We start from the raw sequence: 23,716 nt of genomic DNA on the forward strand, positions 1-23,716 counted from the left end.
GGGTTCGACTCCCGCCTGCCACGGCAACGCGGCAGTAGCTCAGTGGTAGAGCAGGATGTTCCTCCAGATTCTTGTCGTGCTGCCGGCACCTTCGCTTTCGTTGCGCGGGGAATGCAGGTGGAACTACATCGGAAGCCCTTCGGGGTCGGGTTCAAGTCCCGGCCGTCCTCCGCGGCAACGCGGGTGACGGAATGTTCCACCCCCTTTGTCACCGCACCTTCTTTGTTTTTGCTTTGGATGAAAGGAAACATCACCATGACCACCCTCAATTACGACGTGATCCAGCAGCCGGGCGCTGCACCGATCAAGCTGTGGACCCGCGGCGTGCCGCTGGAAGACCAGGCGCGCCAGCAGCTGCAGAACATCGCCAGGCTGCCCTTCATCCACAAGTGGATCTCGGTGATGCCCGACGTGCACCTGGGCAAGGGCGCGACCGTGGGTTCGGTGGTGCCGACCATCGGCGCGATCATTCCTGCGGCGGTGGGCGTGGACATCGGCTGCGGCATGATCGCAGTGCGCACCACGCTGGTTGCCAGCGACCTGCCGGACAACCTGTCGGCAGTGCGCAGCGCGATCGAGCGGGCGGTGCCGCACGGCCGCAGCGTCACTCGCGGTGGCCGTGACAAGGGCAGCTGGGACACGCCGCCCGAACTGGCCGTTGAGGGCTGGGCGCAGCTGGTGGATGACTTCGCATTGATCTGCGAGCGTCACCCGCGCCTGAAGAACACCAACAACCTCAAGCACCTGGGAACGCTGGGCACCGGCAACCACTTCGTCGAGGTCTGCCTGGACCAGGAGCAGCGCGTGTGGTTCATGCTGCACTCCGGTTCGCGTGGCGTAGGCAATGCCATCGGCACCTACTTCATCGAGCTGGCCAAGCAGGAAATGCGCCGCTGGATGATCAACCTGCCCGACCAGGACCTGGCCTACCTGCCCGAGGGCAGCCAGCACTACGGCGACTATGTGTTCGCGGTGGACTGGGCGCAGCGTTTCGCACGCATGAACCGCGAGGTGATGATGCGCAACGTGGTGGCCGCGGTGCGCACGGTGATCAGCAAGCCGTTCGAGGCCGAGGCCGAGGCGGTGAACTGCCACCACAACTACGTGAACCGCGAGACCCACTTCGGCAAGGAAGTGATGCTGACCCGCAAGGGCGCGGTGAGTGCGCGCAAGGGCGAACTGGGCATCATCCCGGGCAGCATGGGGGCCAAGAGCTTCATCGTGCGTGGCCTCGGCAACGAGGACAGCTTCCACAGCTGCAGCCACGGCGCCGGCCGCGTGATGAGCCGTACCCAGGCGCGCAAGCTGATCACGGTGGATGACCACGCCAAGGCCACCGCGCACGTGGAGTGCCGCAAGGATGCGGAGGTGGTGGATGAATCGCCTGCGGCCTACAAGCCGATCGAGGCGGTGATGGAGGCCCAGCGCGATCTGGTCGAGATCGTGCACACGCTGCGCCAGGTGGTGTGCGTGAAGGGATGAGGCAACCCGTGCGCGGCGTACACTGCGCCGCGCACGGCAGCAAGGCCCGGCATCGAACAACGGGCACGGAGGAACAGACAGATGGACATGATTGAACTGGATGGCGGGCACGGAGGCGGACAGCTGCTACGCTCGGCACTGACCCTGAGCCTGTGCACCGGCACCGGCTTCACGCTGCACAACATCCGCGCGATCCGGCGCAAGCCGGGGTTGATGCGCCAGCACCTGACCGCGGTGAACGCTGCGGCGCGGGTCGGCAGCGCCTGTGTGCACGGTGCAGAACTGGGCGCTACCTCGTTGCGCTTCGAGCCGGGGCGGGTGAGCGCCGGCACCTACCACTTCGCGACCGGCAGCGCCGGCTCGGCAACGCTGGTGCTGCAGACCGTGCTGCCCGCGCTGTGGCGCGCGCAGGGGCCGTCGCAGCTGCGCCTGGAAGGAGGTACCCACAATCCGCTGGCACCCAGCGCGGATTTCATCGCGCAAAGCTATCTGCCGGCGCTGGGCCGGATGGGCGTGCAGGCGTCGATGCAGCTGCTGCAGCACGGCTTCCATCCGGCGGGCGGTGGCGTGATGGAGGTGCAGGTGCAGCCGTGCGCGGCGTTGCAGCCGCCGTCGTTGGAGGTGCGTGCACCGTTGCAGGCGATCGAGGCACAGGTGCTGATGTCCGGGCTGTCCAGCGGCATCGGCCTGCGCGAACTGCAGGTACTGGCCGAGACGCTGGGCGTGGACCCGCACCCGCGCAACGTGCAGTCGATACGGCCGGCGCTGGGACCGGGCAACGTCGCCCTGGTGCGCGTGCGTCATGGTGATCACGTGGAGGTGTTCAGCGGCCACGGCGAGCGCAGTGTCTCCGCTGAGCAGGTCGGGGCGCGCCTGGCCGGGCAGGTCAAGCAGTACCTGGACGGGACCGGTGCTGTTGGCGAGTACCTGTCCGACCAGTTGCTGCTGCCGATGGCGCTGGCGGGCGGCGGCGCGTTCACCACCCACCTGCTGAGCGATCACCTGGTCAGCAATGCGCGGTTGATCGAGAAGTTCCTGCCGGTGGAATTCGACTGGCAGCCGCACGACGGTGGCTGGCGGGTGACGGTGCAGGCCTGAGTGCCCGCCGGGCATGGCCCGGCGCTACCGGAACATCCCAGCCGCCTGTCGATCCTGGGCGCGTCGGCCGATCATGCCGCGCTGCCCAGGCATCGCTGCGCGCTGCCGGATTGATCCTGCGCAAGGCACGATCTCCACACAGGCTGTGTAATGGTGTCGTTCCCACTGGCTGGATCACCGCGGAGCCCCACCATGTACAAGCGCATCCTGATCGCCACCGATGGCTCGGAGCTGGCCGACAAGGGCCTGGCCAAGGGCCTGGAGCTGGCCAAGGACCTCAACGCCGAGGTCGACATCGTCACCGTCTCCGAGCCTTGGGCCGTCGGCATGTACGACGCCATGGGCTGGAGCGTGGGCTACATGAACAGCCCGGAGTACAAGGCCGACCGCGAGGAAGGCGCGCAGAAGGTGCTGCAGCCGGCCCTGGCCAAGGCGGCCGAGCAGGGCATCACCGCCAATCCTGTGCATGTGCTGGACCGCTACGCGGCCGACGGCATCATCGAGACGGCGGGCCAGCGCAACAGCGATCTGATCGTAATGACCTCGCACGGCCGCCGCGGCGTCACCCGCGTGCTGCTGGGCAGCCAGACCGCCGAGGTGCTGGCGCGCAGCACGCTGCCGGTGCTGGTCATCCGCTGATACGGAAGCGTTCCCGGGGAGGGGACCCGACGCCGGCCGCAGGATGCGCGCCGGCGTTGTTTTTTATCGGCGGCCCGAAGAGCATCCACGCATGGCGTGGATCTACTCCAGTTCACCGTCAAAGGTCCACGCCATGCGTGGATGGGGCCACCGCAATGCCCGGTAGATCCACGCCACGCGTGGATAGGGCCACCGCAGTGCCCGGTAGATCCACGCCATGCGTGGATGGGCCGTGCCGATCGCCTTGATGGGGTCAGAGCCCTTTCCCGTGGAAAGGGATCCGACCCCGGCCGCATCACCAGCTGTACAGCTTCCAGTACACCGGCGACACGCCATCCTTGTCGTTGTCGAAGCGGCCATCGCCGTTCTTGTCATACATGTAGAACGGGGCGCCACGTGCCGGCGTCACCTTGACCATGCGCAACTGGCCGGACACCCGGTATTCCTCGATGGTGTCGCCGTTGTCCATCGTGCGCTTGGAAACATCGGCGCCCTTGACGTCCACCGGGGGAACACCCGCACCGCCCATGCTGGCGCAGCCAGCAAGCAGGAGCAGGGAAGCCAGCATCAGGGTCTTCATCGGCGGGGCCTTTGCCTGGAAAGAGCCTTGATTATGCCCCAACGCCGCGTCGCTGCCGTGTCGCCGCGATGCAGGAACAGGCGCGTAGAATCGACACATGAGCAGATTAGTCCTGATCGACGGGTCCAGTTACCTGTACCGCGCGTTCCACGCGCTGCCGCCCCTGTCCAATGCACAGGGTGAGCCCACCGGCGCGCTGTTCGGCGTGGTCAACATGCTGCGCTCGACGCTGAAGGAGCGCCCGGCCTACGTCGCCTTCGTCGTCGATGCCCCCGGCAAGACCTTCCGCGACGACCTGTACGACCAGTACAAGGCCAACCGACCACCGATGCCCGATGAACTGCGCAGCCAGGTCGAGCCGATGTGCCGCATCGTCGAAGCACTGGGCATCAGCATCCTGCGCATCGAAGGCGTGGAGGCCGACGATGTGATCGGCACCCTGGCCTTGCAGGGCGTGGCGCAGGACCTGAAGGTCACCATTTCCACCGGCGACAAGGATTTCGCCCAGCTGGTCCGCCCGGGCATCGAGCTGGTCAACACCATGACCGGCAGCCGCATGGACTCGGACGCGGCGGTGATGGACAAGTTCGGCGTGCGCGCCGACCAGATCGTCGACCTGCTGGCGCTGATGGGCGACGCGGTCGACAACGTGCCCGGCGTGGAGAAGTGCGGGCCGAAGACCGCTGCCAAGTGGCTGGCCGAATACCAGCATCTTGACGGGGTGATGGCGGCGGCGCCGACCATGAAGGGCAAGATCGGCGAGAACCTGCGCGCCGCGCTGGAGCGCCTGCCGCTGAACAAGGAGCTGGTGACCATCCGCACCGACGTCGTGCTGGACGCCAGCCCGACCACGCTGGCCCTGCGTGATCCGGATGTGCCCACCCTGGGCGAGCTGTACCTGCGTTACGGCTTCACCCAGGCATTGAAGGAGCTGGGCGGGCCGGTACCGGCGCCTGCAGTGGCCAACGACGCGACGCCGAGCCTGCGTGGCACCGCGGCCGGCTTTGCCCGTGGCAGCGCCGAAGCGCCGCCTGCCGGTGAGCTCGATCCGGCGCTGTCGGCGCCCGGCGAGTACGAGACCGTGCTGACCACCGAGCAGCTGCAGGCCTGGGTGGCGCGCGTGCAGCAGGCTGACCTGGTCAGCTTCGACACCGAGACCGACGCACTGGATGCGATGCGTGCGCGCCTGGTCGGCATCAGCCTGGCGGTGGAGCCGGGCAAGGCTGCCTACATCCCGGTCGGCCACGACTATCCCGGCGCCCCGGCACAGTTGCCGCTGGCGCAGGTGCTCGATGCGCTGCGGCCGGTGCTGCAGGACCCGGCGAAGAAGAAGCTGGGCCAGCATGGCAAGTACGACCTGCACGTGCTGCGCCGCCATGGCGTGGACGTGCAGGACTACCACGACGACACCATGCTTGAGAGCTTCGTGCTCAATTCCACCGCCACCCGCCACGACATGGATTCGCTGGCCCTGCGTTACCTGGGCTACAGCACCATCAAGTTCGAGGACGTGGCAGGCAAGGGCGCCAAGCAGATTTCGTTCTCGCAGGTGGGAATCGACGAGGCCGGCCGCTACGCCGCCGAAGACGCCGACATCACCCTGCGCCTGCACCACGCGCTGCAGCCGCAGCTGCTGGCCGAACCGACCCTGGACAGCGTGTACCGCAGCATCGAGATGCCGCTGGTGCCGGTGCTGGCCAGCATCGAGGCCAATGGCGTGCGGATCGACACCGACGAACTGCGCCGGCAGAGCCAGGACCTGTCCTCGCGCATGCTGGCCGCGCAGCAGAAGGCCACCGAACTGGCCGGGCGCAGCTTCAACCTGGATTCGCCCAAGCAGCTGCAGGCGGTGCTGTTTGACGAGCTGAAGCTGCCGGCGGTGGTGAAGACTCCCAAGGGCCAGCCCAGCACCAATGAAGAGGCGCTGGAGGCGATTGCCGAGCAGCACGAGCTGCCCCGGGTGATCCTCGAGTACCGTGGCCTGGCCAAACTGCGCAGCACCTATACCGACAAGCTGCCGGAGATGGTCAACCCCGATACCGGCCGGGTGCACACCAGCTACCACCAGTCCGGTGCCGCCACCGGCCGCCTGTCCTCGTCCGATCCGAACCTGCAGAACATCCCGATCCGCACCGAGGATGGCCGTCGCATCCGCCGTGCGTTCATCGCCCCGGAAGGCTTCCAGCTGCTGGCGGCCGACTATTCGCAGATCGAGCTGCGGATCATGGCCCACCTGTCCGGAGACCCGGGCCTGGTGCGGGCCTTCGAGCAGGGCGCCGACGTGCACCGCGCCACCGCCGCCGAGGTCTTCGGCCGCACCCTGGAAGAAGTGACCAGCAACGAGCGTCGCGCGGCCAAGGCCATCAACTTCGGCCTGATGTACGGCATGAGTGCGTTCGGACTGGCCCGCAACCTCGGCATCGACCGTGGCCAGGCGCAGGACTACGTGGCGCTGTACTTCAGTCGCTATCCGGGCGTCCGGGACTTCATGGAGCGCATGCGCGAGCAGGCCCGCGAGCAGGGTTACGTGGAGACCCTGTTCGGTCGCCGCCTGTACCTGAACGACATTCATGCACGTAACCAGGGCCTGCGTGCCGGTGCTGAACGTGCAGCCATCAATGCACCTATGCAGGGTACCGCCGCGGACATCATCAAGCGCGCGATGGTCGACGTGGATCAGTGGCTGCGGGACAGCGGCGCCCCGGCGCGGATGATCCTGCAGGTGCACGATGAACTGGTCTTCGAAGCCGAGGCCGGTTTCATCGAAGAACTGCGTAGCAATGTCGTGCAGCGCATGTCGCAAGCGGCACAGTTGCGAGTGCCGTTGGTAGTTGATACCGGTACAGGCAGTAACTGGGACGAGGCGCACTGAGTCGCATTCAGGCGAAAAACGCCGTGAATTCGTTCATTTGCATGATATTTCTGACTCGAACATGAATGTTTCCCTGAGGGGCGCTTATTAAATTGGGCCCCTTCACGAACCGTTAGTGTTCGGAGTGCTTCTATAACTCCCGACAGGCGCAATGCCTGTTGTGGATCTCTCCCATCCCCTGGAGCAGATCTCGGAACGGGGGCTCCTCCCCAAGCGCCCGTTCCCCGGCCCCGTTGACCTCCCCCTGGTCAGCGGGGCTTTTTATTTGTGCGCTGCTGCGCCACGCTGGGCCATTGTCCAGCAGGGAATCCCGCAATGCCCGATCTGTTCGACTTGGCGATGCCGTGGTGGGAATTCATCCTGCGCGCGGTGGTGGTCTACGCGGTCGTGCTGGGCATGGTCCGGCTCAGCGGCAAGCGCGCGCTGGGCCAGGTCACTCCGTTCGACGTGCTGCTGATCGTGCTGCTGGGCAACGCGGTGCAGAACGCGCTGCTGGGCACCGACACCTCGCTGGCCGGCGGCCTGCTGCTGGCCGCCACGCTGATCCTGCTGAACTATGGCGTCGGCTGGATCACCGCCCGCAGCCGCCGCATGGAACGGCTGATCGAGGGCGAACCGGTGGTGATCGCGCGCAACGGCAAGCTCTTCGACGGTGTGCTGCGGCGCGAGCTGGTCAGCCGCGCCGATTTCGATGTCGCCATGCGCCAGCAGAGCTGCATCGGCGTGGAAGAAGTGGAACTGGCACTGCTGGAAACCAACGGCCACATCACCATCATTCCCAAGCGCAAGGACGGGTAAGCGCTGCGGTCGATATCAAGCGTTCCCGACCGCCTGTCGCCTCGGCCTGGTCCCGGTAGTGGTCGAGCTTGCTCGACCACTGTGGGCGCCACGCATCACACCCAGTCGCGCGGCACCAGGTAATCGGCCAGGCGTGCCTCGGCGCTGCCTTCATCGGGGCTGAAGCCGTACTCCCAACGCACCCGCGGCGGCAGGCTCATCAGGATGCTCTCGCTGCGCCCGCCACTCTGCAGGCCGAACAGCGTGCCACGGTCGTAGACCAGGTTGAACTCGACGTAGCGGCCGCGGCGGTACAGCTGGAACTCGCGCTCGCGTTCGCCGTAGGGCGTGTCCTTGCGCTGTTGCACGATCGGCAGGTAGGCATCGAGGAAGCCATCGCCGACCGCGCGCAGGTAGGCGAAATCGCGTTCGAAATCGCCGTGCAGGTCATCGAAGAACAGACCGCCCACACCGCGCGTCTCATTGCGGTGGCGCAGGAAGAAATACTCATCGCACCAGCGCTTGTGCGCCGCGTAGCGCTCTTCACCGAACGGCGCGCACAGATCGCGTGCCACCCGATGCCAGTGCTGCATGTCCTCGTCGAACGGGTAGAACGGGGTCAGGTCGAAGCCACCGCCGAACCAGCTGGCCACCACCTCGCCGTCGCGCTGGGCCTGGAAGAAGCGCACGTTGGCGTGGGTGGTCGGCACGTAGGGGTTGAGCGGGTGGAACACCAGCGACACACCGGTGGCGCGCCACGAGGCACCGGCCAGTTCCGGCCGGTTGGCCGACGCGGACGGCGGCAGGCGACTGCCCGCCACATCGGAAAAGCCGATGCCGGCCTGCTCGAACACCGCGCCATCGCGCAGCACGCGGGTGCGGCCACCGCCACCTTCGGCGCGCTGCCACAGGTCTTCCTGGAACCGTGCCCGGCCATCGGCGGATTCGATCGCTGCACAGATGCGGTCCTGCAGGTCGGTGAGGTAGGCGCGAACGCGCTCGAATTCGTTCATGGCGCGTACTTTACCGCAGCGCCGTGCCTGCGCTGGCGCGCGCCCCGCAGGTCGGCGACGAACCATCACGCTGGTAGCGGGCGAAGCGGGCCCAACGGTCGTTGCCGACAAGATCGCCATTGGCCAGCTGCCAGAACACGTGGTCCTCACCTTCCTCGTTCCGCACCCGGATGGCGCCCTTGCGCATGACCGCCGGCTGCCTGCCGGACGCATCGACCTGGACCTGGGCGTCGTCGCCGAACACCAGGGCGTGGCCCTGCGCCGCATAGCGGCCGCAGGGCAGCTTGGCCTCGTCCACGATGACCAGGTCTGCGCTGCTCAGTGCGGCCAAGGGGGCGACGCTGCTGCAGGCCTGCGGGTCCCGACCGATGCTGCAGGCCAGCTGCAGGGCATCGCGGGCCGGCAGCAGGCGCGCCGATGCCCACAGCGCCACGGCTGCGGCATGGCAGGAACTGGCACTGGGATGCTCGCGGCACAGCGTGCTGACCTCGTCCAGCTGCGCTGCCGGCAGCGGCACGTCGCGCGGGATGCTTCGCGCCACCGAGAACGCCCAGGCCGCGTCACGGACCCGGCCCACCGCTTCGGCCTGTTTGCATGCTTCGTCGACGTCCGTACTGCCACGCTGGCATGCCGCAGGTTCAGCAGGCTCCTGGCGATTACTGGCCAGGGCGATGTCGAGCACCAGGGCATTGCGGGCGTCGCTGCGATAATCCTCGATCAAGCGATTGCAGCCGGCCGGCACGCCTTCACGGCACCACTGCCGCCAGCGCTCGGGTCCGGCCATTGCCATGTCATCCATGCAGCTGGCGATATCGGCGCGGCAGCTGCCCGCTGCGAACACCGGCGACGCCTGGCAGTCCGCCGTGCTTTCCAGCGTGTAGTAGCGCTCTTCGCCGGCCAGCGCGTGGCCCTCGTCGACGATCTGCAGGGCCTCGATGTCGCCGGTGGCCAGGTTGGCCAGCATCAGCACGTCCTCCAGCTGCTCCAGGTTGTAGGGCTCCGGGGCTGCGCCGGGGATGAGGCGGGAGCCCTGTACTGGGCTTTCCACCGTCAACCGGGCGCCGTTGTCGGCGTCCTTGAAGGTGCCGCACAGCAGTGGTTGCGCGGATGCTGCCGGGCCGAGCGACAACAGCAGCGCGGCGATCCACCCGCGTGAAAGGCGGCTGCGGTGGGCAGTGGAGGGGAGCATGCAGGAACTCCTTGCAGAAACGGTACGTGGAACGATGGTCATCATCGGTGCGCAGATGGTGCGGTATCTCGGGCGGGCGCAGCCTTGCAGCGCACAGCACCCGGCTGCCGCTGGTAACGCTGGTAGCCGGTCCAGGCATCCATGCCCAGCAGGTCGCCATTGGCCAGCAGGCGCAGCACATGATCGCTGCCGTGGTCATTGCGCAGATGGATGGCACCGTCCAGCAGTCGCACCTGCGAGCGCTGGCTACCGATCGTCGCGTGGCCATCGTCGCCGAACGCAACCGCATCGATCGTGCCGCCGTCGGCCCGGTACAGGCCACAGGGCGGCTCGGTCGCATCGACCAGGCGCAACGCGGCACCGAGTGCCTGCAGGGGTTCGACCCGTTCGCATGCGCTGTAGCGACCGCTGTCGCAGACCACCTGCAACGCCTGCACGGCCGCGCGTGGATCGCGCGCGTTCAACTGCTGCTCGGCCACTTCGGTGCAGAAGCGGCCAGCGCGCTGCTGCAGGCACAGCTGCTGCAACTGGTCGCGCTGCGCCGCCGGCAGTTCCACCCACGCTGGATCGATGCCACGGGCGAACGCCTGGCCGCTGGCCTGTGCCACGGCGGCGGCCAACGCGTCACGACGGGCATCACGGCAGGTCAGTACCTCCTCGCGCTCCGCATCGGTGGTGCAGGGCGCCGGTGCGGCGGTAGCCAGCGCTATGCCCTTGGCAGACGCGGCAGCGAGGAGCGCATCGTCCACGTAGCCCAGCAACAGGCCGCTGCAGGCCGCGCCCACGCCCTGTTGGCAGGCGGTCAGCAGCTGCGGCGGCGTCGCCGCGTGCAGGTGAGCCATACAGCGGTTCGCATCGGCCAGGCAGCTGCCGGCGGCGTTCACGGCTACCGGCTGGCAGACCGCCGGTGCACGCAGCTGGTAGTCCTGCAGCGTGTCGTTGATGCGTCTGCCATCAGCACTGGCAGTGACCGCTGTTGCCACGCCGTCATCCAGGTTGACCAGCACCAGGCCGTTGCCATCGCGTTCGATCTGCAGCGGCTCGAAACCAAAGCCCGCCGCCAGGCGACGGCCCCGGTTGTGTGAGTCGATCACCAGTGTGGAGTCATTCTGCGCATTGACGTACTGGCCACATCGCAGCGGCGCGGGCGCGGACGTGGACGCGGAGGCTGCGGTCGGCGCTGGCGGGGTGGTCAGCAGCAGCGCAGTGACGACCAGAAACATTCGGAGCAGGGCAGGCATGCGACATCCTTGTCGTGCGGAAGGAAGGGAGATGTTCAGCGGAAGCGCGCGCGGATGTCCGGCCGCAGCAGGCGCCAGCCGAGCCAACCCTGCAGCCCCGCGAACAGCACCGAGGTACCGACCAGTGTCAGCGTGAACAGCACACGCTGCACCTGCAGCTCATGCTGCGCCGTGGGGTCGCTGGCAAGCAGCGCGATCAACACCAGCAGCAGGCGGTCCATCCACCAGGCGATCACGAAGTTGGCCAGCGCGCTCAGGCCCAGCATCCACACATAGGCCCACAAGCCCCATCGCCGCCCGCGCCACAGGCCCAAGCTGGCCAGGGTCGAGAACAGGCAGAGCAGGGCAACCAGCAGCGAGGTGGCCGCCGGGTGTTTGAGCATCCACCACAGGCTGCCGTCGAGCTGCTGTTCCCATGCCAGTGTCACCAGCGTGGTCCAGAACCCGGTGCGGGCAAGCGCCGCAGCCATCAGCGCCTGCGCGAGGAAATAGAGGGTGACCAGCAGGCTCAGCCAGAACGAGCCCTGCGCCACCGCGCCTACCCAGTTGCTGGGTGGCGGTGGGGCGGGTGCTGGAATCGGGGGAATCGAGGCTGACATCCGTTGTCCGGGTGAGCGATGCCCGCCGGGTCAGCGGGCCGTCGCCAGGGCAGCGACCGCCGGCAGGATATGGTGTTCACTCAAGGGTGCCAAGGGCCGGCCGTGCGGCGGCTGCAGCGGCACCCAGGCCAGTTCGGCGATCTCCGCGCGCGCGCACGGCTCACCTTCGATCCACACCCGCCAGGCCTGCGCCTGCACGCGGTGGCCGGGCTCGTTCACCGCCCAGTCCTCGAAACTGCCGAGTGCGATGGCCGAAGCGGTGCGCAGCTGTACGCCCAGTTCCTCGTCCAGCTCGCGCGCCAGTGCCTGCAGAGGGGCCTCGCCCGGGTCGGGCTTGCCGCCCGGCTGGATGAAGCGGCTGGCACCGTGCTTGCGCACTACCAGTGCCCGGCCACGGTCATCGAGGATGACCGCGGCCACGATGTGGATCGTGGCCGCGGCAGCACTCACTTCAGGTTCTGCTCGAACAGCTTGAGGATGCGCTTGTACTGGTCCAGCCAGGAATCGGCACGCACGTAGCCATGGCGCTCCAGCGGGTACGGCGCGATCGACCAGTTGTCCTTGTGCAGCTCGATCAGGCGCTGGGTCAGGTTCACCGAATCCTGGAAGAACACGTTGTCGTCCATCATGCCGTGGGCGATCAGCAGGTTGTCCTGCAGGTTCTGTGCGTACTCGATCGGCGAGGACACGCGGTAGGCCTCCGGATCGATGTCCGGGGTGTTGAGGATGTTGCTGGTGTAGCCGTGGTTGTACTGGTGCCAGTCGACCACCGGACGCAGCGCGGCGCCGGCCTTGAACGTGCCCGGCGAGCGGAACAGGGCCATGAAGGTCATGAAGCCGCCGTAGGAGCCGCCGTAGATGCCGGCGTGGTCACGGTCACCCTGCTGGGTGTCGACCAGCCAGTCCAGGCCGTCCTTGTAGTCTTCCAGCTCCGGGTGGCCCATGTTGCGGTAGATCGCCGTGCGCCAGTCGCGGCCATAGCCCTCGCTGCCGCGGTAGTCCATGTCCAGCACGATGTAACCCTTCTGCACCAGCAGGTTGTGGAACATCTGCTCGCGGAAATAGGCCGGGTAGCGCTGGTGCACGTTCTGCAGGTAGCCGGCACCGTGCACGAACATCACGATCGGGTACTTCCTGCCGGGTTCCTTGTTTTCCGGCGCGTAGTACTTGGCCCAGACCACGCCGGCGCCATGCTTGGACGGCACCGCCACCAGCTTCGGCTGGATCCACTGGCGCGCCTTGTACTCGGCGGTACGGGTATCGGTCAGCACGCGCGCCTGGCCGGCGCCGGTACTCGGCACCACCGCCAGCTGCGCCGGCAGGTAGGCGCCGGAATAGCGCACCAGCAGCTGCTGGCCGTCCGGCGACAGCGAGAAATCTTCCACGCCATTGAGGTTGGTCAGCTCGCGCACCTGGCGGGCAGCGGTATCGACCGCGCAGACTTCGTAGTCATGCGGGGCCTGCTGGTTGCACAGGAAGTAGAAGCCCTTGCCGTCGGCCGACAGCACCGGCGCCGAGGTTTCCCACTTGCCGCTGGTCAGCGCCTGCGGCTTGCCGCCACCGGCCTGGGTGTACAGGTGCGAGAAGCCGGATTCCTCGGACAGCAGCCACAGCGTGCGGCCATCGGCCATCCAGCCGAAATCGTTGAAGCCCCAGTTGATCCAGGCGTTGTCGGTCAGCCGGTGGCGGTTCTGCACGCGGCCGTCGGCGGCAGCAACGCTGACGATCCAGCGGTCCTTGTTGTCGTTGGCGCGCAGCATCACCGCGGCCTGCTGGCCGTCAGCGCTCCAGCGGATGCCACCGCCCATGAAGTCGCTCATCACCTGCACGCTGCGGTCGCCCTTCAGTGCGTCCTTGCCGGCCTTGCGGCGCAGCTCGGCCAGCGGATCGGTGCCGATGCCCGGCAGGCTGGACAGCGACAGCTTCTCGGCCTTGCCGCTGCGTACATCCACGAACCACAGGGTGTGCGGCTCGAAGCCGTTGCGGCCGACGCGCTGGCGGGTGTCCTCGGTTTCCTCATAGCCCGACTCGGTCACGTACAGCGGCATCTTGCCGCCGCGGCCGTCATCGAAGTCCTTCGGCTTGGTGGTCACGATCAGGTGGCCCAGGTCCGGCGACAGCACGCTGTCGACGATATCCACGTCGGCACCCAGGAATACCGGACCCGGTGCGCGGGTCGGGTCGGCCTGGCGCCAGCGCTGGTCCTGGTCCTTCAGCGCCTCGCGCTGTTCGCGGTCGCGGCGCAGGGTTTCCAGCGTGCGCAGTTGCTGGTCGCGCAGCACGTCGGCCTTCGGCGGCGTGCTGGGATCCTTTTCGGCCTTCAGGCTGGCCACCTGCTGCACGCCGCTGGCGGCGGTCCAGTGGAACCAGTTCTGGCCCACGCGCCAGATCACGCCGTTGTCGGCGGCGAAGTTCACGCCGCTGGCGCGCTCGTTGCTGCGGGTCAGCTGGGTCAGTGCGCCGCTGCGCAGGTCGCGCACGAACACGTCGCCGTTGCGCACGAACGCGCTGCGCGTGCGGCTGCGGTCGTACACCGGATCGGCCACGTCCAGGCTGCCGCGCTGGTCATCGGCCACCTGCGCGGCCACGCCACCGGCGATCGGCTGGCGGAAGGTGTCGCGCACCGGGCTGCCGTTGCGCTTGAGCTGGTACTCCACCTGCTGGCTGTTCCACGACCACCAGGCCTTCTCCACCGGCGGACCGATCCAGTCCGGGTCGGCCATGGCCTGTTCGATGGTGATCGGTGTCGGCGCAGCCTGCGCGGCCGGAGCGGCCAGCACGGCAGACAGCAGGAGGGACAGGGGCAGCACTCGGGACATGGGCGGACGGCACCAGAAGAGGAAACCGGGCAAGCGTAGCAGCCGCCCCGGCCCCGGGCAGGGGCCACAGGTCATGGCAGCGGAATCGGCAAAGCGGTGCAACCGGTCGGCAGGGTCGCGCATCCAATCTCCTGAACCCGCATCATCCACCGGACAGGAGCACGACCATGCAGGAACTCATCCCGATCACCCTTTTCATCTGCATCGCCTATGCGATCCATGCCATCGCCGATGCGCGTGCGCGCAGCAAGCTGGTGGCACCGCACGTACCGGAAGAGGTGATCCGCTCGCTTGCGGTGCTGGAAGAGGAACGCCGCCGCCAGGGCGCGCTGCGCTGGGGCATCAGCCTGGTCTGCCTGGCGCTGGCCATGGCGCTGCTGGAGGCCATCGGTGCACGCGACCTGACGTTCGGCGCAGCTGCCGCGCTGGTTGGCAGTGCAGGGCTGGGCCAGCTGCTGGCTTGGCACTTCACCCGCCCCGCCACGCGCAAGGGCTGAGCCGGCGCATGCTGCGGGCACAGGGGGAGCCCCACGCATGAGCCTGCTGGGGGAAGCGCTGGCTGCACTGCGGGGGCGGCGGCGCAATGTCCCCGTGGAGGAGCCCTCTGCGTGGTCGGACGACCGCGCCCTGGTGGGCGCGATCATCGACGGCTCGCAAGCGGCCTTCGCGCAGTTGGTGGAAACACATCAGCGCACCTGCGCACATGTGATCGGGCGCATGGTCGGCGACCGTGACCAGGTGGCCGACCTGCTGCAGGAAACCTTCCTGGCCGTGTTCCGCCAGCTGCACCGGTTCCGTTTTGAATCTTCGTTGCGGACCTGGATTTCGCGCGTGGCCTACACCACCGCGCTGCAGCACCTGCGGCGGCGGCGGCTGGAAGCGCAGTGGATGGTGGCGGTGGAGGTACCTGAAGAGCTGGGTATCGGCGATGAAGGGCCGGGCCCGGCCGAACTCAGCGAGGCGCTGCAGGCCGGCCGCCAACTGGGCGCAGCGCTGCAGCGGTTGAGCGCGCCGCAGCGCCTGATCGTCGGCCTGCACTACCTGGAGGATTTCGATCTGGCCGAGATCGAGCAGGTGACCGGGCTGGCCCGGGGTACCATCAAGAGCCACCTGCACCGTGCGCGCCAGGTCCTGAAACAGGAGCTGGTGAAGCACGCCACCGCCGGAGAACCGTTGTGAGCCGACCAACCGATTCCCGCGAACCCGACGAGCGTGCGCTCTCGCAGGCCTTGCATGAACAGGTAAGGCAGGACGAGGTGCCGGATGTGAGCGAAGCGCTGCAGAAGCGGATTGCGTCCGAGTCGCGCGACAGCAGCGTGGGCTATGCGGTGGTGCAGATCGTGTTGCTGGGCGCGTTGCTGGCGATGGGCGTCTGGTATTTCTGGCGGTGATCGCCCCGCCGGGCATGGCCCGGCGCTACCGCGTGAATCAGCGCCCCGCCGGGCATGGCCCGGCGCTACCGCGTGATTCAGCACCCCGCCGGGCATGGCCAGGGGCTACCGCGTGAATCAGCACCTCGCCCGGCATGGCCCGGAGCCGCCAATGATGAAATGACGTGTAGCGCCGGGCCATGCCCGGCGGCGTCCACGCACCCTGCGACAAAGTGAAGCAGCGCGTCACCCGGTCGCATCCCGGCTTAACGATATCCCCCTAAAGTGGTCTGGTATCCCACCGGCAGCTGGCAGGAGGCGTCCCTTGGACGCGTTGTTTTTGTCCCGGATCCAGTTCGGATTCGTCATCAGTTTCCACGTACTGTTCCCGGCCTTCACCATCGGTACGGCCAGCTGGCTGGCCTTCATCGAGTGGCGCTGGCTGCGCACGAAATTGCCCGTATGGCGCGAGCTGTATTTCTTCTGGCAGAAGATCTTCGCGGTGTCCTTCGGCATGGGCGTGGTCAGCGGCATCGTCATGGCCTTCCAGTTCGGCACCAACTGGCCGCGGCTGAGTGAAGTGGCCGGTACGGTCATCGGACCGCTGCTGACCTACGAAGTGCTGACCGCGTTCTTCCTGGAAGCCAGCTTCCTCGGCGTGATGATGTTCGGCTGGGGCCGGGTGTCGCCGCGCCTGCATTTCCTGTCCACCTGCATGGTGGCGCTGGGCACGCTGTTCTCTACCTTCTGGATCCTCTCGTCCAACAGCTGGCTGCATACGCCGGCCGGCTACGAGATGGTCAACGGCATCGTGCATCCCGTCGACTGGTGGCAGGTGGTGTTCAACCCGTCCTTCCCGTACCGGCTGGCGCACATGGCGCTGGGTTCGTTCATCACCACCTGTTTCGTGATCGGTGGCGTGGGCGCGTGGTATCTGCGCAGGGGAACGCACGTGGAAGCGGGGCGGCGCATGCTGATCGCGGCGGTGGCGTTCGCGGCGCTGACCGTGCCGCTGCAGATCTTCGTCGGCGACATGCATGGCCTGAACACGCTCAAGCACCAGCCGATGAAGATCGCGGCGATGGAAGCGCACTGGCATGAGGCCAAGAAAGGCGAGGGCGTGCCGCTGGTGGTGTTCGCGCTGCCCAACGAGAAGGAGGAGCGCAACGATTTCGAGGTGGCCATTCCCAAGCTCGGCAGCGTGATCCTCACCCACACCCTGGACGGTACGTTCGATCCGCTGACGTCGGTGCCGGCCAGCGAGCGGCCGCCGGTGACGCCGGTGTTCTTCGCCTTCCGCATCATGGTCGGGCTGGGCACGCTGATGCTGGTGCTGGCCTGGGTCTCGGCCTTCCAGCTGTGGCGGAAGAAGCTGCTGGCCTCGCCGTGGCTGCTGCGTGGCTGGAACTGGATGCTGCCCAGCGGCTTCATCGCGCTGCTGTCGGGCTGGTTCGTCACCGAGATGGGGCGGCAGCCGTGGGTGGTCTATGGCGTGCTGCGCACCGCCGATGCCGTTGGCCCGCAGAGTGCATGGATGACCGCGCTGTCGCTGGGTGTCTATGTGATCGGCTATGCCTTCGTGTTCGGCTGGGGCGTCTGGTACCTGGTGAAGATCCTGCGCCACGGCCCGCAGCCATACGACGAAGGCCCGTCGCTGGACCATGGCAGCCACACCCCGGCGCGGCCGCTGTCGGCCGCCGACGAACCGCTGGAGGAGCGCTGACATGGACCTGGTGACCTGGCTGCCGGTGGCATGGTTCGCGGTGATCGGCTTCGGCGTGCTGATGTACGTGGTGCTGGACGGTTTCGTGCTCGGCATCGGCATCCTCGCCCCGTTCGCCGAGGACGAGGAACAGCTGGACCTGATGATGAATACCGCCGCGCCGATCTGGGACGGCAACGAGACCTGGCTGGTGCTCGGCGGTGCTGGCCTGATGGCCGCCTTCCCGAAGGCGTATGCCGTACTGCTGTCGGCGCTGTACCTGCCGGTGCTGCTGCTGGTGGTGGCGCTGGTGTTCCGTGGCGTGGCCTTCGAGTTCCGTTTCAAGGCGCACCGTTCACGGCGGCTGTGGAGCGTGGCGTTCGGCCTCGGTTCGCTGCTGGCCACGTTCGCCCAGGGCGTTATCCTCGGCACGCTGGTACAGGGCCTGCCGCTGGTCGATGGCGTGTACCAGGGCGGCGCGTTCGGCTGGTTCAGTCCGTTCGCGATGCTGACCGGTGCCGCGCTGGTAGCCGGCTACGCACTGCTGGGCAGCACCTGGCTGATCCTGAAGACCGAAGGCCGCGTGCAGGCGCTGGCCCGGCAGATGACCCGCCCGCTGGTGGTGGCGGTGATCGCGGCAATGGGCCTGGTCAGCAGCTGGCTGCCGTTCCTGCAGTCGCGGCTGATGGACCGCTGGTTCAGCGACGGCAACTTCTGGTGGCTGTCGCCGGTGCCGCTGCTGACCTTGGCGGTGGCCATCGCGCTGTGGCGCAGCGCCACCCATCCGCGTCGCGACCTGCCGCCGTTCCTGCTCAGCCTGGCCTTGTTCGTGCTCGGCTTCGCTGGACTGGTGCTGGGCATGTGGCCGTACCTGCTGCCGCCGTCGATGACGCTGTGGCAGGCCGCCGCGCCGGCCTCGTCGCTGGGCTTCACCCTGGTGGGGCTGGTGGTGCTGCTGCCGGTGATCCTGGGCTACACGGCGTGGTCCTACCGGGTGTTCCGCGGCAAGGTACGCGCCGACGCCGGCTACCACTGAACCGGCTCGCTGGATCGGTCCAAGCGGGGGGCGGTCGCTGACCGCTCCCCGTTGTGCTTTGTGAAACATGTCATCCCTGTGTCGGACGTGCTAGCGTGCGCTCCTTTCCGGCAGCCAGGGGGGCAGCCGGCGACGTCCTGGACGGATGCATGGCTGCAGGAATGGGGGGCAGCCGCGTGTCGCCGTAATGGCTCGAGACTCTCGTTCGCCCATCGAAACATCACCGGTAATGATCGAATTTTCCGTTGTCGACTGGGCCGCCTGGGCGCCTGGCCTGACCGAGCGTAGCCAATGGATGGGCTGGGCCGGAGCACCGTTCCTGCCGCAGGGTGAGGACACGCCGGCCCTGGCCGAGATTCCGGCCATGCAGCGGCGCCGTATCGAGCGCCTGGGCCGCATGGCGATCCAGGCCGCGTGCTGGTGCGAGGACGGACAGGGCGCTGACAGCCAGGTGCCGCTGGTGTTCGCCAGCCGCCATGGCGATGTCGCCCGTTCGATGGACCTGCTGGGCTCGCTGGTGGCCGATCAGCCGCTGTCGCCCACCGGCTTCGGCCTGTCCGTGCACAACGCGATCGCTGCGCTGTATTCGATCGCCCGCGGCCACCGGGGCAACTACCTGGCGCTGTCCTCCGGCCAGTCGACGGTGGAAGCGGCGTGCCTGGAGGCCGTGGGCCTGCTTGGTGATGGTGCGAGCGAGGTGCGGGTCGTGATCTACGAGTCGCCGTTGCCCGACGTTTACGCCGAATTCGCCGACGAACCCGACCCGTTCTTCGCCTGGTGCTGGCGCCTGGCACCTGCCGGTACTCCCGGTGGCGCCGATCTTTCGCTGTCCTGGCAGGTCGCCGGCGACGCCGATCCGACCGCGCCGGGTCTGTTGCCGCATGCACTGGACCTGCATCGCTTCCTGCTGGCCGGGGATCCGCAGCTGCAGCACGTGACCCAGGGCCAGCGCTGGTCCTGGCGCCGCCGTGGCTGAGGCGCTGCGCCGCCTCGATCATGCCTGGCGGGTGTTCGGCACCGGCCTCAGCTTCGCCGCGTTTGGCGTCGGCGGTCTGTTGCTGGGCGTGCTGGTGATGCCGGTGCTGCTGCTGATGCGCGACCCGGTGGCGCGTCGCCGCCGGGCCCGCCGGCTGGTCCAGCGCGCCTTCGCCAGCCACGTGTGGCTGATGTGCCGGCTGGGGGTGATGACCCTGCAGGTCGACGGGCGCGAACGCCTGCAGCGCGATGGCCTGCTGGTGCTGGCCAACCACCCCACCCTGATCGACGTGGTCTGCCTGATCGCCCTGCTGCCCAACGCCGACTGCGTGGTCAAGCGGGCGGTGGCCTGCAACCCGTTCATGCGCGGGCCGGTGCGTGCCGCCGGTTACATCTCCAATGACGACGGCGCTGGGCTGGTCGATGACTGCGCGGCGGCCGTGCATGCCGGCGGCACCCTGGTGATCTTCCCGGAAGGCACCCGCAGCGTGCCGGGGCAGCCGTTGCGGCTGCAGCGTGGCGCGGCCAACATCGCCGTGCGCGGGCGCCTGGACATCACCCCGGTGCGCATCACCTGCACCCCGCCGACGTTGACCAAGGGCCAGAAGTGGTATCGTGTACCCTCACGTCGTTTTCACGTTCAGCTGCAGATCGGCGAAGATATCCCGATCGCGCCGTTCCTGGCCGAAGATGACTCGCCAAGGGGGGATGCCCTGGCGGCCCGTCGCGTCACCGACCACCTCACTCGTTATTTCGACCTGTCTGGAGATCCGACCCGTGCAAGCACTTGAGCACGAGATCAAGGAATTGATCATTTCCTCGCTTTCACTGGAGGACATCACCCCGGAGGACATCGATCCGACCGCGCCTCTGTTCGTGGAAGGCCTCGGCCTGGACTCGATCGATGCACTGGAACTGGGCCTGGCGCTGCAGAAGAAGTACGGTGTCAGCCTCTCGGCCGACTCGGAAGAAACCCGTCGCCATTTCTCCAGCGTGCGCGCGCTCGGCGAGTTCGTCGCCGCCCGCCAGTTGTAAGGCGCCAGGAACTGCCATGACCAAGAATGAACTGTTCGAGCGCATCGTCCGCATCCTGACCGACAGCTTCGAGATCGAGCCGGCGCGGATCAGCCCGGAATCGCGCCTGTACGACGACCTGGACATCGACAGCATTGATGCCGTGGACCTGATCGTGCAGCTCAAGCCGCTGCTCGGTCGCAACCTGCAGCCCGAAGCGTTCAAGGCCGTGCGCACCGTGCAGGACATCGTTGATGTCGTGCATGGTCTGCTGCCCGGCCAGGCCGCTGCCTGACAGCAGCACGGACGCCGCGACCATGGCACGGGCACGCATGGTCGTGGTGGCAGCGGTTTCGCTTGCCTATCCGGTGCTGGTCTACCTGGCGATGGGCCGCTTCGAGCCGCGCTGGCTGTCGCTGCTGCTGTTCGCGCTGGCCCTGCTGCGCGCGCTGAGCACCCGCCAGCCCTTGTGGTGGGCCGCCGCCGCCGGCGCGGGCCTGCTGGCCGGGCTGGCCACCGTGCTCAACCAGGCCCTGCCGCTGAAGCTGTACCCGGCGCTGGTGAACGTGGTGATGCTGACGGTGTTCGCCACCAGCCTGCGCTTCGGTCCGCCGCTGGTGGAACGCCTGGCGCGCCTGCAGGAGCCGGACCTGCCACCGTTCGCGGTGGTCTATACCCGCCGCGTCACCCAGGTGTGGTGTGGCTTTTTCGTTCTCAATGGTGGTCTCGCCCTGTTCACCGCGCTGTATGCGTCGGACCGGGTCTGGATGCTCTACAACGGAATGTTGGCGTACGTGATGATGGGATTGTTGTTCGGGGGCGAATGGCTGGTACGGCGTCGGGTCAAGGCAGCGCACGCGCATGGCTGACTGGATTGCCCTGGACCGGCTGCTGATCGCGGCGCAGCCCGGTCGTGACATCGGTATCTGCGATGGCACTGCCCTCGACCATGTCGCCTTCCGCCTGCGCGTACTGGCCTGGCATGACGCTTTCAGCGCTGCCGAAGGTCGTGACTGGGCGCTCTACTTCGATGACACCGTGGCCTTCGCTGCGGCGTTGTTCGGTGCCTGGCATGCCGGCAAGCGGGTGTTCCTGGCCGCCGACAACCTGCCCGCGACATTGCAGGCGCTGCAGCCGCAGGTGAGTGGCTTCGCAGGCGACCTGTCGGCGGATTACCAGCCGTTGCAGGCCACCGACAGCGCCGCCGACGACGTGGCGCTGCTGCCGTTGGACGAGCGCGCCTGCGAACTGTGCGTGTTCACCTCCGGCAGCACCGGCCAGCCCAGCGCGATCAGCAAGCGGCTGGACCAGCTGGCGCGCGAAGTCGATGCGCTGCAGGCCGCCTTCGGCGCCCAGCTCGATGGGGCCCAGGTGCACGGCACCGTGTCCCACCAGCATATCTACGGCCTGCTGTTCCGCGTGCTGTGGCCGCTGGCTGCCGGCCGTGCGATCCAGCCCCGGCGCTTCTTCCACGAAGACCTGGTGGGCGCGCTGGCCGGTACCGACACGGTGCTGGTGGCGACCCCGGCCCATCTCAAGCGACTGCCCGAGCAGCTCGACTGGGCCAGCCTGCACGGCCGCCTGCGTGCGGTGTTCTCCTCCGGCGGCCCGCTGCCCGAGGACGCCGCGCGCCAGGTCCGCCAGTGGTTGGGCGTGGCGCCCACCGAGGTTTACGGCAGCAGTGAAACCGGTGGCATCGCCTGGCGGCGCTGGGACATCGATGCACCGCCGTGGCAGCCGTTGCCGGGCGTGCAGTGGCGGATCGAGGAGGACTGCCTGGCGGTGGCCTCGCCGCACCTGGAGACGTTGGACTGGTGGCGCACCCAGGATCGCGTGGAAGCACTGGCCGATGGCCGTTTCCGCCTGCTGGGCCGTGCCGACCGCATCGTCAAGATCGAAGAACGCCGTGTTTCGCTGGATGCACTGGAGCGCGCGCTGCGCGAGGATCCGGAAGTCGAGGACGTGCGCGTGCTGGTGCTGCAGGGCCAGCGCGAGCAGCTGGCGGCCGTGGTGGTGCCGGCCGATCCGGCGTTGGCACGTGCCGGTGACAGCGCACGGCGTGCGCTGGGACAGCGGCTCGGTGCGCGGTTGGCGCAGGGCCACGATGCGGTCACCCGGCCGCGGCGCTGGCGCCTGGTCGAATCGCTGCCGATCAATGCCCAGGGCAAGGTCACCCAGGCCGCACTGGTGGCGCTGTTCCAGCCGATGATGCCGGTGCCGGTCTGGGACTGTCGCGACGAGGCGGCGGCCACCCTGCGGATGACGCTGGACCCCGCGCTGCGCGCGTTCCAGGGCCATTTCCCGCAGGCGGCGATCCTGCCCGGCGTCGCCCAGCTGGACTGGGCGGTGCGCTTCGGCCGCCAGGCCTTTGTGTTGCCGACCGGTTTCCAGCGCATGGATGCAGTGAAGTTCCAACGCGTGGCCCGCCCCGGCGACGAGCTGACCCTGCACCTGGAGTGGGACACCGGGCGCGGCGTGCTGACGTTCCGCTACACCTCCGTGCATGGCGTGCACGCCAGCGGCAGGGTGGTCTTCGCCGATGCGCACTGAGCCGGCCATCGCTGGCGGCGCGTTCGCGCCGCTGGTGGTCATTCCCGTGTACGACCACGAACACGCCATCGGCGCGGTCGTCGATGGCGTGCAGGCAGCGGGCCTGCCCTGCCTGCTGGTCGACGACGGCTCGCAGCCGTCCTGCGCGCTGGTGCTGCGGGAACTGGCACAGCGAGCGGGTGTCGACCTGCTGCGGCTGGACGCGAACCAGGGCAAGGGCGGTGCGATGCTGGCCGGTTTCGCCGAAGCGCAGCGACGTGGGTATACCCATGTGCTGCAGATCGATGCCGACGGCCAGCACGACACCGGCGACCTGCCGCGCTTCATCGACGCCGCCCGCGCGCGGCCGGATGCCGTGATCTGCGGCATTCCCGCCTACGATGCCAGTGTGCCGAAGGCGCGCCTGTATGGTCGCTACGCCACCCACATCTGGGTGTGGATCAACACGCTGTCGCTGCACCTGCGCGACACCATGTGTGGATTCCGGGTGTATCCGTTGCCGCCGGTGCTGCGCCTGGTCGGCGAGGAAACCATCGGCCAGCGCATGGATTTCGACACCGAAGTGATGGTGCGCCTGTACTGGCGGCAGGTACCGGTCGAACACCTGGCTACGCGGGTGACCTATCCCGCCGACGGCGTTTCGCATTTCGACGTGTGGCGCGACAACGTGCGCATCAGCCGCATGCATACCCGGCTGTTCTTCGGCATGCTGTGGCGCGCGCCGCGCCTGCTGTGGCGCCGCCTGCAGGGGCAGGGCTGA

Annotated in this window: 24 protein-coding genes; 17 read left to right on the plus strand and 7 right to left on the minus strand. The window is 67.8% G+C overall.

The genetic code is table 11. The features are described 5' to 3' along the window. Positions 1–255: 255 nt before the first annotated feature. The 3 genes from ACUXVE_RS01840 to ACUXVE_RS01850 all read left to right on the plus strand — a co-directional run bounded on the left by ACUXVE_RS01840 (position 256) and on the right by ACUXVE_RS01850 (position 3,219). Positions 256–1,482 carry an RtcB family protein gene (locus ACUXVE_RS01840; RefSeq protein ID WP_080149563.1) on the plus strand — a complete coding sequence of 409 codons (1,227 nt, stop codon included), beginning with the start codon at positions 256–258 and terminating at the stop codon, positions 1,480–1,482. Between the two features lie 81 nt (positions 1,483–1,563). Then, on the plus strand, positions 1,564–2,580 hold the full coding sequence (gene rtcA / locus ACUXVE_RS01845; protein ID WP_445513703.1) for an RNA 3'-terminal phosphate cyclase: 1,017 nt from the start codon (positions 1,564–1,566) through the stop codon (positions 2,578–2,580). A 192-nt stretch (positions 2,581–2,772) separates the two neighbouring features. Next, positions 2,773–3,219, plus strand: coding sequence for a universal stress protein (locus tag ACUXVE_RS01850; RefSeq protein ID WP_025878044.1), 447 nt, complete (start codon positions 2,773–2,775; stop codon positions 3,217–3,219). A 295-nt stretch (positions 3,220–3,514) separates the two neighbouring features. Here the strand turns inward: ACUXVE_RS01850 and ACUXVE_RS01855 are convergent, their stop codons facing one another. Beyond that, positions 3,515–3,799 carry a DUF2782 domain-containing protein gene (locus ACUXVE_RS01855; protein WP_093819545.1) on the minus strand — a complete coding sequence of 95 codons (285 nt, stop codon included), beginning with the start codon at positions 3,797–3,799 and terminating at the stop codon, positions 3,515–3,517. A gap of 97 nt (positions 3,800–3,896) precedes the next feature. Here ACUXVE_RS01855 and polA point away from each other — a divergent pair, with 97 nt between their 5' ends. Both polA and ACUXVE_RS01865 read left to right on the plus strand, forming a co-directional pair. After that, positions 3,897–6,671, plus strand: a complete 2,775-nt coding sequence (gene polA, locus ACUXVE_RS01860) for a DNA polymerase I (protein ID WP_445513704.1) — start codon at positions 3,897–3,899, stop codon at positions 6,669–6,671. A 315-nt stretch (positions 6,672–6,986) separates the two neighbouring features. Beyond that, positions 6,987–7,469, plus strand: a complete 483-nt coding sequence (locus ACUXVE_RS01865; RefSeq protein ID WP_093819541.1) for a DUF421 domain-containing protein — start codon at positions 6,987–6,989, stop codon at positions 7,467–7,469. A 95-nt stretch (positions 7,470–7,564) separates the two neighbouring features. Here ACUXVE_RS01865 and hemF read toward each other — a convergent pair whose 3' ends face one another. Genes hemF through ACUXVE_RS01895 form a run of 6 tightly spaced genes read right to left on the minus strand, consistent with a single transcriptional unit; the run spans position 7,565 to position 14,309 of the window. After that, a complete protein-coding gene (gene hemF / locus ACUXVE_RS01870) occupies positions 7,565–8,461 on the minus strand; it encodes an oxygen-dependent coproporphyrinogen oxidase (protein WP_093819539.1) in 897 nt (298 codons plus the stop codon). Positions 8,462–8,471: 10 nt separating this feature from the next. Further along, positions 8,472–9,650 carry a hypothetical protein gene (locus tag ACUXVE_RS01875; protein ID WP_445513705.1) on the minus strand — a complete coding sequence of 393 codons (1,179 nt, stop codon included), beginning with the start codon at positions 9,648–9,650 and terminating at the stop codon, positions 8,472–8,474. A 41-nt stretch (positions 9,651–9,691) separates the two neighbouring features. Then, entirely contained in the window at positions 9,692–10,891 is a 1,200-nt protein-coding gene (locus tag ACUXVE_RS01880; protein WP_445513706.1) for a hypothetical protein, read from the minus strand. Between the two features lie 35 nt (positions 10,892–10,926). Next, positions 10,927–11,490: a hypothetical protein gene (locus tag ACUXVE_RS01885; RefSeq protein ID WP_093819533.1), complete on the minus strand. Its 564-nt coding sequence runs from the start codon at positions 11,488–11,490 to the stop codon at positions 10,927–10,929. Positions 11,491–11,520: 30 nt separating this feature from the next. Beyond that, positions 11,521–11,940, minus strand: a complete 420-nt coding sequence (locus tag ACUXVE_RS01890) for an NUDIX hydrolase (protein ID WP_093819531.1) — start codon at positions 11,938–11,940, stop codon at positions 11,521–11,523. Beyond that, positions 11,937–14,309: a S9 family peptidase gene (locus ACUXVE_RS01895; protein WP_222388137.1), complete on the minus strand. Its 2,373-nt coding sequence runs from the start codon at positions 14,307–14,309 to the stop codon at positions 11,937–11,939. Before ACUXVE_RS01895 ends, ACUXVE_RS01890 begins: the two co-directional genes overlap by 4 nt. Before the next feature lie 167 nt (positions 14,310–14,476). On the opposite strand from ACUXVE_RS01895, the gene ACUXVE_RS01900 reads away from it, so the two are divergent. The 12 genes from ACUXVE_RS01900 (at position 14,477) to ACUXVE_RS01955 (ending at position 23,716) form a co-directional block, all read left to right on the plus strand. Beyond that, positions 14,477–14,806: a hypothetical protein gene (locus ACUXVE_RS01900; RefSeq protein WP_025878030.1), complete on the plus strand. Its 330-nt coding sequence runs from the start codon at positions 14,477–14,479 to the stop codon at positions 14,804–14,806. Positions 14,807–14,843: 37 nt separating this feature from the next. Next, positions 14,844–15,488 (plus strand): RNA polymerase sigma factor, encoded by a 645-nt coding sequence (locus ACUXVE_RS01905; protein WP_093819527.1) that lies wholly within the window; start codon positions 14,844–14,846, stop codon positions 15,486–15,488. Continuing rightward, entirely contained in the window at positions 15,485–15,700 is a 216-nt protein-coding gene (locus ACUXVE_RS01910) for a membrane protein (protein WP_032976798.1), read from the plus strand. The genes ACUXVE_RS01905 and ACUXVE_RS01910 overlap by 4 nt, the downstream gene beginning before the upstream one ends. 304 nt (positions 15,701–16,004) lie before the next feature. Further along, the gene (locus ACUXVE_RS01915; protein ID WP_445513707.1) at positions 16,005–17,402 is read left to right on the plus strand and encodes a cytochrome ubiquinol oxidase subunit I; all 1,398 of its coding nucleotides are present in this window, start codon (positions 16,005–16,007) and stop codon (positions 17,400–17,402) included. Between the two features lies 1 nt (position 17,403). Next, positions 17,404–18,417: a cytochrome d ubiquinol oxidase subunit II gene (gene cydB, locus ACUXVE_RS01920; RefSeq protein ID WP_093819521.1), complete on the plus strand. Its 1,014-nt coding sequence runs from the start codon at positions 17,404–17,406 to the stop codon at positions 18,415–18,417. 229 nt (positions 18,418–18,646) lie between these two features. Then, positions 18,647–19,393: a beta-ketoacyl synthase chain length factor gene (locus ACUXVE_RS01925; RefSeq protein ID WP_093819519.1), complete on the plus strand. Its 747-nt coding sequence runs from the start codon at positions 18,647–18,649 to the stop codon at positions 19,391–19,393. Beyond that, complete coding sequence (locus ACUXVE_RS01930) at positions 19,386–20,183, plus strand: lysophospholipid acyltransferase family protein (RefSeq protein WP_025878020.1); 798 nt, start codon at positions 19,386–19,388, stop codon at positions 20,181–20,183. The genes ACUXVE_RS01925 and ACUXVE_RS01930 overlap by 8 nt, the downstream gene beginning before the upstream one ends. After that, positions 20,170–20,427 (plus strand): phosphopantetheine-binding protein, encoded by a 258-nt coding sequence (locus ACUXVE_RS01935; protein ID WP_222388141.1) that lies wholly within the window; start codon positions 20,170–20,172, stop codon positions 20,425–20,427. Before ACUXVE_RS01930 ends, ACUXVE_RS01935 begins: the two co-directional genes overlap by 14 nt. Positions 20,428–20,443: 16 nt before the next feature. Further along, positions 20,444–20,701: an acyl carrier protein gene (locus ACUXVE_RS01940; RefSeq protein ID WP_025878014.1), complete on the plus strand. Its 258-nt coding sequence runs from the start codon at positions 20,444–20,446 to the stop codon at positions 20,699–20,701. 22 nt (positions 20,702–20,723) lie between these two features. Further along, positions 20,724–21,275: a COG4648 family protein gene (locus ACUXVE_RS01945; protein WP_093819572.1), complete on the plus strand. Its 552-nt coding sequence runs from the start codon at positions 20,724–20,726 to the stop codon at positions 21,273–21,275. Beyond that, on the plus strand, positions 21,268–22,956 hold the full coding sequence (locus tag ACUXVE_RS01950) for an AMP-binding protein (RefSeq protein WP_222388142.1): 1,689 nt from the start codon (positions 21,268–21,270) through the stop codon (positions 22,954–22,956). Before ACUXVE_RS01945 ends, ACUXVE_RS01950 begins: the two co-directional genes overlap by 8 nt. After that, positions 22,946–23,716: a glycosyltransferase family 2 protein gene (locus ACUXVE_RS01955; protein ID WP_222388143.1), complete on the plus strand. Its 771-nt coding sequence runs from the start codon at positions 22,946–22,948 to the stop codon at positions 23,714–23,716. The genes ACUXVE_RS01950 and ACUXVE_RS01955 overlap by 11 nt, the downstream gene beginning before the upstream one ends.

The organism is Stenotrophomonas sp. 3(2025) (genome assembly GCF_052665395.1).